Source organism: Sphingomonas sp. UYEF23 (assembly GCF_040546165.1).
Lineage (GTDB): Bacteria > Pseudomonadota > Alphaproteobacteria > Sphingomonadales > Sphingomonadaceae > Sphingomonas > Sphingomonas glacialis.
Map to the genome: position 1 here is coordinate 230,235 of NZ_JBEPNG010000003.1, position 13,790 is coordinate 244,024.

Here is a 13,790-nt window from a genome sequence, read left to right on the forward strand (position 1 = left end):
GCATGATCCGCCCCGCGCTCTCCATCGTCATTCCCTGCTATAACGAAGCGGCATGCCTCGACGTGTTGCACGCACGCGTCTCGGCCGCTGCGCACGCTGCAGTCGGCACGGATTACGAGATCGTGCTGATCAACGACGGATCGCGCGACGAGAGCTGGCCGGTGATGCAGCGCCTCGCCGCCGCCGATCCGCGGCTGGTGGTGATCAACCTGTCGCGCAACCACGGCCATCAATTGGCGCTGACCGCCGGGCTCGATCTGTGCTCGGGCGCGCAGATCCTGATCATCGATGCCGACCTGCAGGATCCGCCCGAATTGCTCAGCGACATGCGCGCGGCGATGGCGGCGCAGCAAGCCGATGTCGTCTATGCCGTGCGCCGCACGCGCGAGGGCGAGACCGCGTTCAAGAAGCTCACCGCGGCGATCTTCTACCGCCTGCTCGACCGGGTCACCGACACTGCGATCCCGCTCGACACGGGCGATTTCCGGCTGATGAGCCGCCGCGCGCTCGACGCGTTCCTGGCGATGCCCGAGCAAGCGCGCTTCATCCGCGGGATGGTCGCGTGGGTCGGCTTCCGCCAGGTGCCCTTCCCGTACGATCGTGCCGAACGCCATGCCGGCGAGACGCATTACCCGCTCGCCAAGATGATCCGGCTTGCGCTCGACGCGGTCACTGGCTTCTCGACCGCGCCGCTGCGCTTCGCCAGCCATCTGGGCCTCGCGCTGACGGCGGCGTCGCTGCTGCTGTTCCTCTATATCGCGATCGGCTTCTTCAGCGGCAGCGCGGTCGCGGGCTGGACCTCGACGATGCTCGTCGTCGTGCTGCTCGGCGCGTTCCAGATGTTCGTGCTCGGGATGATCGGCGAATATCTCGGTCGGCTGTATGTCGAATCGAAGCGCCGGCCGCTCTATCTGGTCGCCGATGTGGTGGGGCCGATCCAGGGTCATGCGACGCTGGGGTATCGCGCGGAAGTCGAGCCCCTGCCCGTTCGCCCTGAGCCTGTCGAAGGGCACGCCGCTCCGCAGGTGACCGCGCCTGCTGCGAGCAGTGCTTCGACAAGCGCAGCACGAACGGAACTCTAGCGTCAGCCCTCCTTCGGCGATGCCAAGGTCAGGATCGAAACCCCCGGCGACAGCGGTACGCGCCCGACGAGATGCCGCTCGATCCGGAAAATCCGCTCGAACAGCGCATTGAGCGCGGGGTGCGGCGGCGAATCGTCGCTGTCGTCCTTGCCGCGCAGCCGCCCAGCGATCCGCGATGCGGCCGCGAGCGGGAAGAGCAGCGAGTTGAACCAGCGCAGCCCATTGTGCTTGAGCCCCGCCTTCCCGATCGCCGCGGCGAGCGTCGCCTTCGAATAGCGCCGGTGATGGTGGTTGACGACGTCGTGCGCGCTCCACATCCACTGATGCGCGGGCACCGCGATCAGGATCTTGCCGCCGGGCTTGAGGCATTCGCCCATCGCCTTCAACGCCGCGACATCGTCTTGGATATGCTCGACCACGTCGAGCACCGCGATCAGATCGTACGCGCCGCGCTCGATTCCCGGCAGCTCGGGAAGCGGTGCCGCGCTCACCGGCGCGCCGAGCCGCGCGCTCGCGATCGCGCGTGCGGCGGGATCGATCTCGATCGCCTCGACCCGCCCGAACTGCGCGAGCATCGGCAGATTGTGCCCGGTCCCACAGCCGATCTCGAGGATCCGCGCATCCTTGGGCAAGCCACCCTCGCGCACGAGATAGTCGGCGAGGATGTCGCGCCGCGCGCGATACCACCAGTGCGTGGAATCGTGTGCCGCCATGCGGTCGTAAACGATGCGGTCCATTTATTTGAACACCAATTGGCGATTGAGGAAAAAGGTGAAGACGGTGGCGCAAGCGACCGCGGGCAGCAGCGGCACCCATGCCGGATACCCCAGCTTGGCAGTGCCGATCCAGGTGATCAGCGCGTTCAACAGCACGCCCGAGGCCTGCACGCAGACGAATTTGACATGCTGCATCCGACCGGGATCGCGCGACCCGTGCCCCTTGAAGCTCCACCGGCTGTGCAGGAAGAACCCCACCGTCACCGCCACCAGAAAGGCGAAGGGCACGGCATAGACCGCGTGGCGCTGCTCGAACACGAAGTGCGTCAGCGGGAGATAGACCGCCGAGTAGATCGCCGTCGTGATCACACCGGCGATCCCGAAGCGCACGAGCTGCCCGACGAGCGGGTTCTCCCGCAGGCTCTCAATCTGTCGCTGGATCGCTGTCACGTTGGCTTGCCCTTTACGATAGCGCCACTAGAGGGCGGAGAGACCCGAGGAAAGCGTTTTACATGGTTGACGGTACAGTGGCGCGGACGCTCGATCGGGATTGGGTCCGCCTCAGCCTGATCGCATGGGTCGGCATCGCGATCTATTATGTCGCGCAACGCTGGACCGGAATCCACTACCTTCAGCTCGGCGACACCGACGACAATATGCGGCTGATGCAAGTCCGCGCCTGGCTCGGCGGGCAGGGCTGGTACGATCTGCGCCAGTACCGGCTCAATCCGCCGCTCGGCTTCGACATGCATTGGAGCCGGCTGGTCGATCTGCCGCTCGCCGCGCTGATCGTGCTGCTGCGCCCGTTCGTGGGGCCGCGCGAGGCCGAGATGCTCGCCTGCGGCATCGCGCCGTTGCTGCCGCTCGGCATCGTGATGCTCGGCATCGGCGCGACGGTGCGCCGCCTCGTCAGCGTCTATGCCTGGCCGCTCGGCATCGTGCTGCTACTGTGCTGCTCGGCGACGATGATGATGTATATGCCCGAGCGGATCGACCATCACGGCTGGCAGCTCGCGATGCTGAGCCTCGCGGTCGCCGGCCTGTCCGACCCCAAGGGCGCGCGCGGCGGGGCGATCGTCGGCGTGGCGAGCGCGGTGTCGCTGACGATCGGGCTCGAGATGCTACCCTATGCCGCGCTGGCCGGCTCGATCCTGACGCTGCGCTGGATCTGGGACCGTGGCGAAGCGCCGCGGCTGGCGATCTACGCACTGTGCCTCGGCGCTGGCAGCGGGCTCGGCTATGCGCTGTTCGCCTCCTATGCCGATGCGGTGCTGCGCTGCGACGCGCTGACGCCGGTCTGGCTGAGCGTGATGGTGATGGCGGGCGCGCTGTTGTTCGCAATGGGCTGGGCGAATCCGGCGAACCGCTGGGTCCGGCTTGGCCTGGCGATCGCGGCGGGGGCGATCATCGTCATCGGCTTCGCGCTCGTCTTCCCGCAATGCCTCGGCCGTCCCGAACAAGCCTCGCCCGAGCTGCAGAAGAACTGGCTCAACATGATCCGCGAAGCCAAGCCGATCTACAGCCATCCGTTCCGCGTCGCCTTTCCCGTCGCGGCGATGCCGATCGTCGGGGTGATCGGCGCGGCAGTCGCGACGTGGCGCGCGCGCGGGACCGAGCTCCGTGGCGCCTGGGCAACGGTATTGCTGTTCGTCACCGGCGCGGCATTGCTGCTGCTGTGGCAAGCGCGCGCGGGGCCCGCGGCGCAAATGCTCTCGGTGCCGGGCGCGGTCGCACTCGGCTGGCTGCTCGTCCCTAGCCTCCTCGGTAATCGCTCGGCGCTGGTGCGCGTGCTTGGAACGGTGGCGGCGGTCGTGGTGATCGGCTCGGGGCTGTTCGCCGGGCTCGCGATCCGCTTCCTGCCGATCGACCGACCGAGCAAGCGCGTCCAGATCATCGACCGCGCGAGCGGCCAATGCCCGACGATGACCGCGCTGCGCCCGCTCGATCGCTATCCCGCGCAGACGGTCTTCAGCTTCGTCGATCTGGGGCCGCGGATCATCACGATCACGCATCACGATGCGGTCGCGGGCCCGTATCACCGCAATGGCGCCGCGATTCTCGACGTCCAGCACGCCTTCTCGGGAAGCCCGGAGAATTTCCGCGCGATCGCCAAGCGCCACGGTGCGACGCTGCTGCTGGTCTGCCCCAACATGGCCGAATCGACGATCTACCGCGTGCGCGCGCCCGGCGGCTTCTATGACCAGCTCGCGCATCGCAAGACGTTCGACTGGCTCGAGGAACTGCCGATGCCGGCCAAGTCGCCGCTGCGGCTGTGGCGGATCAAGGACTGACGATTTATGCCCCTTCCCTTAAGGGGAGGGGCTTTTCTCCAATCACCCGAGGCTTTGCTTCACCCCGTCGATCACGAACTGCACCGCAAGCGCTGCGAGCAGCACGCCGAGCAGCCGCGTGATCACCGCTTCGATCTTCGCCCCGAGCACGCGCATGATCGGCCCCGCTGCCAGCAAGGCGGCGAGCGTCAGCGCCAGGATCGTGGCGAGCGCGGCGAGCACGACGGCGATCGGCTCGAGCCCGTGGTTGCGGCTCATCAGCAGCATCACCGACGCGATCGACCCCGGCCCCGCGATCATCGGCATCGCCATCGGGAAGATCGAGACATCCTCGACTTCGGGCGTCGCGGCGACCTTGGCAGCGCGATCCTCACGCCGCTCGGTGCGCTTTTCGAACACCATCTCGAGCGCGATCAGGAACAGCATGATCCCGCCGGCGATGCGAAACGAATCGAGGCTGATGCCGAGCGACTTGAGCAGCACTTCGCCGAACGCGGCAAAGGCGAACAGGATCGCGGCGGCGACGAGCACCGCGCGGATCGCCATCGCCCGGCGATTGGCAGGCGAGGCGCCCGACGACAGCCCGGCATAGATCGGCGCGCAGCCGGGCGGGTCGATCACCACGAAGAAGGTGATGAGCGACGAGATATAGAGTTCGATCAAAGCGCGCCCTCACCGACGACGTTTTCGCGCCGTTCGGCGGAGATCAGCGTGTTGCGCAGCAGCACCGCGATCGTCATCGGGCCGACGCCGCCGGGTACGGGCGTCACCGCCCCCGCCACGTCGAGCGCACCCGCGAAATCGACGTCGCCGACCAGTCCCTCGGGCGTGCGGTTGATGCCGACGTCGATCACCGTCGCGCCGGGCTTCAGCCACGCGGCCTTGACCATCTGCGGTCGCCCGACTGCCGCGACGACGATGTCGGCGCGCTTGACCACGCTCGGCAGATCGCGCGTGCGCGAATGTGCGACGGTGACGGTGCAGCTCTCGGCGATCAGCAATTGCGCCATCGGCTTGCCGACGATGTTCGAGCGGCCGATCACCACCGCGTCGAGCCCCGACAGATCCCCGAGCTGGTCCTTGAGCAGCATCAGGCAGCCGAGCGGCGTGCACGGCACAAAGCCCTCCAGCCCGGTGGCAAGGCGCCCGGCATTGACCGGATGGAAGCCGTCGACATCCTTGTCGGGGTCGATCCGTGTCGTCACCGCTTGCTCGTCGATATGCGAGGGCAGCGGCAGCTGGACGAGGATCCCGTCGATCGCGGGATCGGCGTTGAGCGCATCGACGAGATCGAGCAGCGCCTGCTGCGGCACGTCGGCGGGGAGGCGATGCTCGATGCCCGCCATGCCCGCCGCCGTGGTCGCCTTGCCCTTCGAGCGGACATAGACCGCCGAAGCGGGGTCGTCACCGACGAGCACGACCGCGAGCCCCGGCGCGCGGCCGGCCTGTTCGACAAAGCGCGCGACGCGCTGTGCGACGCGCTCGCGCAAGCCGGCGGCGAACGCCTTTCCGTCGATGAGTGCGGCAGTCATGCTAGCGCCTTTCGCCTTAGAGCGGCGTGCCGCTCAGGATATGGGCAGCCAGATTATTGAGGATGATGCTGAGGATCCGCAGCGTCAGCAGCACCGCGAACGGTGCCAGGTCGATCGATCCGAAATCGGGCAGAATCCGGCGGAACGGGCGATACAGCGGCTCTGTCCCGCGGTTGAGCCCGGTATAAATCGAGCGCACGACTTCGTTGTAGGTATTGATGACGTTGAACGACACGAGCAGCGACAGGATCACCTGAACGATGACGATCAGCGTGACCGCGTCGATCAACACCTGCAGGATCTGGATGATGGTAATCACGCGCGTCTCCGGGTGGTGTTCATCACGGTTCTAGCGCGCTACCGCAGGTGCGAACACCCCTAGCGACGCAGACCGCGCGAGGCGCAACGCTCACCGGCGAACCAGGGTCCCGGCGCCGCGCTTCGTGAAGATTTCGAGCAGCATCGCATGCGGCACGCGCCCGTCGAGGATGACCGCGGCATCGACCCCGCCCTCGACCGCATGGACGCAGGTCTCGAGCTTGGGGATCATCCCGCCGCTGATCGTGCCGTCGGCGCGCAGCGCGGCGACGGCCGCGGGATCGAGATCGGTGACGAGTGCACCCGCCTTGTCGAGCACGCCGACCACGTCGGTCAGCATGAACAGGCGCTCGGCGCCGAGCGCGGCGGCGATCGCGCCCGCCATCGTGTCGGCGTTGATATTGTAGGTCGCACCATCCGCGCCGAGCCCGACCGGAGCCACCACCGGGATGAAGCCGTCGCGCGCGAGGTTGATCAGGATCGACGGGTTGACCGCGACCGGATCGCCGACGAAGCCCAGATCGACGTGCCGCTCGATCCCCGAATTGGGATCGGGCTCGCGCCGCCCACCGACCTTTTCGGCCACGACGAGGTTGGCGTCCTTGCCTGAAATGCCGACCGCGCGGCCGCCCGCCTGGCCGATCCAGCCGACGATTTCCTTGTTGATCGACCCCGCCAGCACCATTTCGGCGATCTGCGCGGTCTCGGCATCGGTTACGCGAAGGCCGTCGACGAAGCGCGATTCGACCCCCAATCGCTTGAGCATCGCGCCGATCTGCGGTCCGCCGCCGTGCACCACGACCGGATTGATCCCGACCGCCTTCATCAACACCACATCCTCGGCGAAATCGCGCGCGAGCTCGGGGTCGCCCATCGCGTGCCCGCCGTACTTCACGACGAAGGTCTTGCCGGCGTAGCGCTGCATGTACGGCAGCGCCTCGACCAAAGTCTCGGCCTTGGCGAGCAGTTCGGGGGCGGGGGAATGATCGGTCATGTTCGCGCCCATAGCCAATCCGTCACCCCAGCGAAAGCTGGAGTGATATGTCAGCCGCGATCGAGCCGCCGCCCGATCGCCACCGCGAGATAGATTGCCGGCGGCACGAGCAGCGCCGACAGGATCACCTTGATCAGCATCTGCCCGGCGAGCAGCTGGCCGATCGGGAATTCGCCGTAGAACGCGATCGTCACGAACAGCAACGTATCGACGACCTGGCTCAGCATGCTCGCAATCGCCGCGCGCAGCCACAGCAAGCTGCTCCCCTCGCGGCCTTTCAGCGCCGCGAAGATCGTCACGTTGAGCGTCTGCGACACGCCGTACGCGACGATCCCGCCCGCCCAGATCCGCCACGTCGCGCCGAGCACGAGCTGGATCGCATCGCGATTGGCGGGCAGCATCGCGGGCGACGGCGGCAGGATCCAGACGATCCACGACAGCAGGATCGACACCAACAGCGGAACGAAGCCGATCCGCACCAGCCGGTTGGCGACCGCACCGCCATGCAGCTCGGCGACCGCGCTCGACGTCACCACGAGCAAGAGGAAGGCGAAGATCCCGGCCTCGACCGCGAGCGGCCCCAGGCCGAAGACCGGTCCGATCGCGGAAATCGGCCCGAGCGAGACTTGCTTGTTGCCGAGCACGCCCGCGATGCAGACCATCCCGCCGTAGAAGATCGAGAAGGCGAAGAGCGAGCGCGGGATAACGCCGACCGCGGGAGAAGCAGCTGTGTTCATCGCGCCGACGCTAGCCGGTTTCGCGCGCAGAGCAAACCGCCACTAGCCCCCGCCGCGCGGCGCTGTATGGTGGCGCGCTTGCGCGGGGGGCCGCGTGCCGGTTTCAACGCGAGTAACGACCCACATGAATCGTCTTCTCATCGGCATCGCCGGAATTGCGGTCATCCTGCTGATCGCCTTCGCTTTGTCGAGCAATCGGCGCGCGATCCGGCTGCGCGTCGTCGGCGCGGCGTTCGCGCTGCAAGTCGCGATCGCGGTGCTCGTGCTGAAGGTGCCGGCAGGCGTCGCGGCGCTGCAATTCCTGTCGGGCGGGGTCGCGAACCTGCTCGGCTATGCGCATAACGGCGTCGACTTCCTGTTCGGCCCGCTCGCCAAGCCCGAGATCGGCGGCAACAGCTTTGCGATCGCGGCGCTGCCGGTGATCATCTTCTTCGCCAGCCTGGTGTCGATCCTCTATTATCTCGGCATCATGCAGTTCATCGTCCGCTGGCTCGGCGGTGCGATCGAGGCGGTGATCGGGGTGTCGAAGGTAGAGGCGCTGTGCGCCGCGGCCAACATCTTTGTCGGGCAGAGCGAATCGCCGCTCGTCATCCGTCCCTATCTCGCCGGGCTGACCCCGGCACAGCTGTTCACGGTGATGACCAGCGGGATGGCGGGCGTCGCCGGCACGATCCTCGCGGCCTATGCCTCGATGGGGATCCGCATCGAATATCTGCTGGCGGCAAGCTTCATGGCGGCGCCGGCGGGGATCCTGATGGCCAAAATCATGATGCCCGACGAGCCCGTCCGCCAAGGCGAACTGCCGCTCGGCGACCATCCCGAGGAGAATATCCAGCTCTCCGAGGCGCGGATCAGCGGCCAGGGGCCCGCCGCCTTGCTACCCGAGGGCGTCCCCGGCGAACCGATGCCGCATGCGAGCCACGACGAGGAAAAACCCGCCAACATCATCATGGCGGCGGCGCAGGGCGCACAGACCGGCGTCAAGCTCGCCGTCGCGGTCGGCGCGATGGTGCTCGCCTTCGTCGCGCTCGTCGCGCTCGCCAACGGCATCCTCGGCGGAATCGGCGGATGGTTCGGCTATCCGGCGCTGAGCTTCCAGGGGCTGCTCGGCACGGTGTTCGCGCCGATCATGGTGCTGCTCAACGTCCCGTGGACCGAAGCGCAGATCGCCGGCGGGCTGTTCGGGCAGAAGATCGTGCTCAACGAATTCGTCGCCTATATCAGCCTCGGCACACAAAAGGGCCTCAGCGCGCATACCATCGCGGTGGTGACCTTCGCGCTGTGCGGGTTCGCCAATTTCTCGTCGATCGCGATCCAGATGGCGGTGACCGGCAGCCTCGCCCCCAACCAGCGCCCGATGATCGCGCGGCTCGGCTTGAAGGCACTGGCGGCGGGGAGCCTCGCCAATCTGATGTCGGCGGCGCTGGCCGGGTTGCTTATCCCCGACGTCCCCGCACAACCCACGGCCAAAGCGCCGGCAGCGGTCGTCGCGCCGGTGGCAAAGCCGTGATCGACGCGCAGCGCGGCTAGCTTCCCTTGATCGAGGCGCGGTCCGCCAATTCCGTCCGGACGGAGCCCGTCGAAGTCCGGCCCTGAACCCGCCGACGGTCGGCAAGTGGCGATGGGCCCTTCGACAGGCTCAGGGCGAACGGTGGGTCGGTTAGCCTCGGGGAAAGGCCGCTAGCGGTAGATCCAGTGCCACACCCCGGCCGCGACCCCCGCGATCGGCAGATGCGCCCAGGTCGCCGCGAGCCAGATCACGACGCCGCCCGCGATGTCATGCGGCCGGAAGCCACCGAACGCCGCGCGCCGCTGCGCGATCGCGACGAATGGCCAGTAGCTCGTCTTTCCCTCCCAGTCGCGCCATAGAGCGGGCTGGAGCGCTTCCTTCTTGCGATCCTGCAACGCCGCGCCGACGAGCGCGAGCACGATGATCGCCACCGCCACGACGATGTTCGCGGCGATCGGATAAACCGCGATGTGGCACAGCCCCCACAGCGCGAACGCCCACATCATCGGATGCCGCGTGATGCTGAACACGCCGCGCGCGCTGGCAGGCGCGGTCGCGGTCGGTGGTCCGGGAAGCGCGGGATTGCCGAGCAGCGAGCCCATCAACAGGATGCTCGCCAAGAGCATGACGAGCGTGACGGGACCCCAGATGCCCTCGCCGACCGCCCAGAGCGGGACGCTCGCAGGCGCGATCTTATAGGCATGCGCGAGCCAGCCGAGCGTCGCGAAGGCGACCAGCGCATACACGCCCATAAAGCCGTTCGCGCCGATCGCCTTGACGATCGGCGCGCGCAACGGATGCGACAGCAGGAAATGCGTTCCAACGAATGCCGCAGCCGCGGCGATCACCATTTCCGTGCCGTCCATCGTCTTTCCCCCTTATTTGACGCCGTGCATCCACTTCTTGAGCGGCCACGACAAGGCCAGCAGCACGACCCCGAGCACGATCGCGACTTCGGCGATCGTCGTGAAGGTGCCGGTATAGGTGTCGAGGCTGACCTTGAGGTTGGTCACCTGCCCGCCGACGGTGTCGACGCTGGCGAACTGCGCGACGATGCCCGCGACATATTGCGCGCACGAGATCGACAGGAACCACACGCCCATCATCAGCCCGACGATCCGCGCGATCGACAGCTTGGTGATCATCGAGAGGCCAACGGGCGAGATGCACAGTTCGGCGACCGAGTGGATCAGGTACAAGCCAGCGAGCCACCAGATGCCGACCTGGAAGCCCGGTCCGGCGAACCCTGCGCCGAGCACAAGGAACAGGAAGCCCGCCCCGACGCCGATCAGCGCGATACCGAACTTGACCGGGATCGACGGCTCGAGCCCGCGCTTGGCGAGCGTGGTCCAGAGGATGCTCATGATCGGCGCGAGCGTGACGATAAAGAAGGCGTTGAAGAACTGCGTCTGCGGCGCCGAGATCGCGAAATCGCCGAACAGCCGCAAATCGGTGTTGCGATCGGCGAACAGCGTCAGCGACGAGCCGGCCTGCTCGAACAGCGTCCAGAACACGACGTTGAAGATGATCAGCACCATCGCTGCGAGCATCATCTGGAATTCGCGCTTGTCGCCGATCACGAACGACCAGATCAGGATGCCCGGGATCGCGACGAGGAAGGTGCCGAACAGCAATTTGCCCATCAACGACAGCGACGCGAGATAGCCGATAAAGCCCGAACCCGGCACTGGCGGGACCGAGTTCATCAAATTGACGAACAGGAAATACAGCACCGGAACCGCAACGAGCGCGCCGATAAAGATCGGGATCGTCCGGTCGGGCCCGCTCCGCACGGGCGGTTCGCCGTATCCGTTGAGCTTGCCGCCATCGAACTGGATCAACGTGAACGAGATCAGCATGCCGACCGCGGCAAGGCCGAAGCCTGCCCACCAGCCGAACGTCTCGGCAAGGATCGGACAGAGGATCTGCGAGGCGAGCGACCCGAGATTGATGCCCATATAGAAGATCGTGAAGCCCGAATCGCGGCGTCGATCGCCCTGCGCGTACAATTCGCCGACCATCGTCGAGATGTTGGGTTTGAAGAATCCGTTGCCGACCGAGACGAGGCTGAGCGCGAGCAGCATGATCGTGACGAACAGCGGGCTGCGCTCGGCATCCGATTTGAAGCCGTCCTTTTCGATCGTGCGCGCGCTGCTGCCATCGGCGGCGAGCAGCGAGACGGTGCCGTCGTCATTGCCCTTCACCTGCAGCCGCTTGCCCTGATCGGTGATGTAGCGCTGCTCGGTCCCGGCCTTGGATTCGACCGTTACGTCATAGCGCTGGCCGTCGATCGTCGCGAACGGCACCGCTGTCTGGCCGCCGAAGCAGAGCGTGAAATACCCGACCGCCATCATGATCGCGCCGAACTTCACCGAACGCTTCGACCCGAGATACTGGTCCGCCAGATACCCGCCGACGAGCGGCGTCAGATAGACGAGCGCGGTGAACCCGCCGTACAGCCCGGTCGCGGCGCGATCGCCGAAGACGAAATGCTTGGTGAGATACAGCGTGAGCAACGCGCGCATGCCGTAATAGCCGAAGCGTTCCCACATTTCGGTGGTGAACATCCGCGCAAGCTGGCGCGGATGTCCGAACCAGGTCTCGCCCGCCGCCGGATTGACGTGGCTAATATCCGGCTCGCGCGGAGTATCCGCGGTCGGGGTGTCCACCATGTACGAAAGCTCCCTGAATGTCCGTGCGCCGCTACCTTCGGCGCCGACTTGTTACCGTTGAGACTAGCGGCTTGGACGACGGTGTAAATATGCGCGCGTTCCGCTACAGCGCGGCGATGCTCAACGACTCGTCCACCCCGCTCTCGCTCCTCGCCACGCGCCGCTCGGGAAAACCGCGCGATCTCGTCGCGCCGGGGCCCGATGCGGCACAGCTCGACACGATCCTGCAGATCGCCGCGCGCGTCCCCGACCACGGCAAACTCGCCCCGTGGCGCTTCGTGATCGTCGCGCCCGAGCAGCGCGCCGCGCTCGCCCGCGTGATCACCGACGCCTGTCGCGCCGAGCGTCCGAACGCGTCGGCAAAGGAGCTCGAATCGCTCGAACAGTTCGCGCACCAGGCACCGACTTTGGTGGTGGTGCTGTCATCGCCGCGCGTCGACAGCCCTATCCCCTTGTGGGAGCAGCAATTGTCGGCGGGCGCCGCGGCGATGAACCTGCTCCAGGCGACGCACGCGCTCGGTTTTGCCGGCGGCTGGCTGACCGGCTGGGCAAGCGCTTCGGATGCGGTGCGCGATGCGTTCGGCGCGGCCCCGGAACGGATCGTCGGCTTCTTCTTTCTCGGAACACCCGCCAAGCAATTAGAAGAACGCCCCCGCCCGGATACGAGCAAGATTATTTCTCACTGGAAGGGCTGAGGTGTGGACCTTTTTGGCGGTTGCTGTATTATAGCAGCATGACAGCCCTGAACAGCGAAGACAGCCCAGTCTATATCAAATTGCGCGGGACGATCTCGGCCGCGATCCTGCGCGGCGAGTTTCGCGCTGGGGACCAGCTCCCCTCGGTCCGCGCGCTTGCCGCCGAACATGGCGCAAACCCGCTGACCGTCGCCAAAGCGTATCAGAGTTTCCAGGACGACGGCTATGTCGAGGTCCGGCGCGGGGTCGGGATGTTCGTGCTCCCAGGCGCCGCCGAAAAGCTCCGCGCCGCCGAGCGCGAGCATTTCGTCAAGACGAGCTGGCCGCGCATCGCCGCGCATATCGAATTGCTCGGGCTCGACGTCGCCGACCTGCTCGAACGCGAAAAGGCCTGAAAGCCTGGCCCGGCCGCGAAGCGCTGCTTCCGACCGGGCCGTTACACGGTAACCGCCTATCCGACGGTGACCCCCGCCACGCGCCAGCCACCCGTCTCGCGCTCGAGCGTGACCGTCTCGATCGCCTCGGTCCTATTGGCGAAACGGGTCCGAAACTTCACCATTTGGTAGCCATGCGGCGGCGTCGGCACTTCCTGCTGGCTGACGAAGTTGCGTGACAGCATCTCGCCCAGCGGCACACGCGCCTGTTCGGACGCCTTTGTCCAGACTTGGAGCGTGTTGAGCTTTTGGAACGACGGCGTCGTCGCACGGTAGCTCTCACTCCACTGCGCGCGGTCGAGCAGCATGAGCCATTGCCGCGCTTTATCCACGACCGCTGCATCGGGCGTTTCTGCAGCGAGGGACGGCCCCGGAGGGGCAGGCGCGTCTTGAGGCAGCGCGACGAGCGCCAAGAGACCGAGGGTAAACGTCATGAGCAAGCCTCCGATGAGGAACCGGGGCTGGCGGTGTGCCCGCCCCACGCCGAGCTCCGGCGCGGTTTCCTGTTCCCCCCGAGCAGCGTCCGCGGCTTCCCCGATTGGCGTGTCCCCCACAGAATCGGGGGCCGGCGGCACACCGCCGCCTTCGGCCGCGAGCAGCATCCGCGCAGCCTCGCGACTGCTCGACACGGCGAGCTTGCGGCGCGCATCGCGCAGCCGCTCGTTGATCGTATGGACCGAGAGGCCGAGATCGCGCGCGCTCGACTTCGCATCATGCCCGCGCACGATCAGGCGAAGCGTCTGCTTCTCCTTCTCGGTCAGCGCGCGGACCCCGTCTCTCACCGGCATGTTCATGCCCCGGAGGCTAGG

15 protein-coding genes are annotated in these 13,790 nt (G+C 66.7%); 5 read left to right on the top strand and 10 right to left on the bottom strand.

What is annotated here, in order from left to right; genetic code table 11:
- The first annotated feature begins 2 nt into the window (after positions 1–2).
- Positions 3–1,082, top strand: coding sequence for a glycosyltransferase family 2 protein (locus ABIB28_RS07175; protein WP_354287437.1), 1,080 nt, complete (start codon positions 3–5; stop codon positions 1,080–1,082).
- 2 nt (positions 1,083–1,084) lie between these two features.
- On the opposite strand, the gene ABIB28_RS07180 is transcribed toward ABIB28_RS07175, so the two are convergent.
- Both ABIB28_RS07180 and ABIB28_RS07185 read right to left on the bottom strand, forming a co-directional pair.
- Positions 1,085–1,819: a class I SAM-dependent methyltransferase gene (locus tag ABIB28_RS07180; protein ID WP_354287439.1), complete on the bottom strand. Its 735-nt coding sequence runs from the start codon at positions 1,817–1,819 to the stop codon at positions 1,085–1,087.
- Positions 1,820–2,248, bottom strand: coding sequence for a GtrA family protein (locus ABIB28_RS07185; protein WP_189676410.1), 429 nt, complete (start codon positions 2,246–2,248; stop codon positions 1,820–1,822). It abuts the gene before it with no gap.
- A 62-nt stretch (positions 2,249–2,310) separates the two neighbouring features.
- Between ABIB28_RS07185 and ABIB28_RS07190 the strand changes: the two genes are divergently transcribed.
- Positions 2,311–4,089 carry an AcrB/AcrD/AcrF family protein gene (locus ABIB28_RS07190; RefSeq protein WP_354287441.1) on the top strand — a complete coding sequence of 593 codons (1,779 nt, stop codon included), beginning with the start codon at positions 2,311–2,313 and terminating at the stop codon, positions 4,087–4,089.
- 42 nt (positions 4,090–4,131) lie between these two features.
- Here ABIB28_RS07190 and ABIB28_RS07195 read toward each other — a convergent pair whose 3' ends face one another.
- From ABIB28_RS07195 to ABIB28_RS07215, 5 genes are all read right to left on the bottom strand, one after another.
- A complete protein-coding gene (locus ABIB28_RS07195; protein ID WP_133191409.1) occupies positions 4,132–4,752 on the bottom strand; it encodes a MarC family protein in 621 nt (206 codons plus the stop codon).
- Complete coding sequence (folD, locus tag ABIB28_RS07200; RefSeq protein WP_354287443.1) at positions 4,749–5,621, bottom strand: bifunctional methylenetetrahydrofolate dehydrogenase/methenyltetrahydrofolate cyclohydrolase FolD; 873 nt, start codon at positions 5,619–5,621, stop codon at positions 4,749–4,751. Before folD ends, ABIB28_RS07195 begins: the two co-directional genes overlap by 4 nt.
- A gap of 16 nt (positions 5,622–5,637) precedes the next feature.
- Positions 5,638–5,940: a YggT family protein gene (locus ABIB28_RS07205; RefSeq protein ID WP_133191407.1), complete on the bottom strand. Its 303-nt coding sequence runs from the start codon at positions 5,938–5,940 to the stop codon at positions 5,638–5,640.
- Between the two features lie 90 nt (positions 5,941–6,030).
- Positions 6,031–6,933, bottom strand: a complete 903-nt coding sequence (gene argB, locus ABIB28_RS07210) for an acetylglutamate kinase (protein WP_133191406.1) — start codon at positions 6,931–6,933, stop codon at positions 6,031–6,033.
- A 50-nt stretch (positions 6,934–6,983) separates the two neighbouring features.
- On the bottom strand, positions 6,984–7,670 hold the full coding sequence (locus ABIB28_RS07215; RefSeq protein ID WP_354287445.1) for a queuosine precursor transporter: 687 nt from the start codon (positions 7,668–7,670) through the stop codon (positions 6,984–6,986).
- A 124-nt stretch (positions 7,671–7,794) separates the two neighbouring features.
- On the opposite strand from ABIB28_RS07215, the gene ABIB28_RS07220 reads away from it, so the two are divergent.
- On the top strand, positions 7,795–9,180 hold the full coding sequence (locus tag ABIB28_RS07220; RefSeq protein ID WP_189676413.1) for a NupC/NupG family nucleoside CNT transporter: 1,386 nt from the start codon (positions 7,795–7,797) through the stop codon (positions 9,178–9,180).
- 170 nt (positions 9,181–9,350) lie between these two features.
- Here ABIB28_RS07220 and ABIB28_RS07225 read toward each other — a convergent pair whose 3' ends face one another.
- Together ABIB28_RS07225 and ABIB28_RS07230 are read right to left on the bottom strand one after the other, a co-directional pair.
- Positions 9,351–10,046 carry an NnrU family protein gene (locus ABIB28_RS07225; RefSeq protein ID WP_354287448.1) on the bottom strand — a complete coding sequence of 232 codons (696 nt, stop codon included), beginning with the start codon at positions 10,044–10,046 and terminating at the stop codon, positions 9,351–9,353.
- A gap of 12 nt (positions 10,047–10,058) precedes the next feature.
- Positions 10,059–11,852, bottom strand: coding sequence for a peptide MFS transporter (locus ABIB28_RS07230; RefSeq protein ID WP_354287450.1), 1,794 nt, complete (start codon positions 11,850–11,852; stop codon positions 10,059–10,061).
- Between the two features lie 116 nt (positions 11,853–11,968).
- On the opposite strand from ABIB28_RS07230, the gene ABIB28_RS07235 reads away from it, so the two are divergent.
- Both ABIB28_RS07235 and ABIB28_RS07240 read left to right on the top strand, forming a co-directional pair.
- Positions 11,969–12,547, top strand: coding sequence for a nitroreductase family protein (locus ABIB28_RS07235; RefSeq protein WP_189676655.1), 579 nt, complete (start codon positions 11,969–11,971; stop codon positions 12,545–12,547).
- Positions 12,548–12,585: 38 nt separating this feature from the next.
- Positions 12,586–12,942, top strand: coding sequence for a GntR family transcriptional regulator (locus ABIB28_RS07240; protein WP_133191401.1), 357 nt, complete (start codon positions 12,586–12,588; stop codon positions 12,940–12,942).
- Positions 12,943–12,998: 56 nt separating this feature from the next.
- Here the strand turns inward: ABIB28_RS07240 and ABIB28_RS07245 are convergent, their stop codons facing one another.
- Complete coding sequence (locus ABIB28_RS07245; RefSeq protein ID WP_354287452.1) at positions 12,999–13,775, bottom strand: DUF4019 domain-containing protein; 777 nt, start codon at positions 13,773–13,775, stop codon at positions 12,999–13,001.
- Positions 13,776–13,790 lie beyond the last annotated feature (15 nt).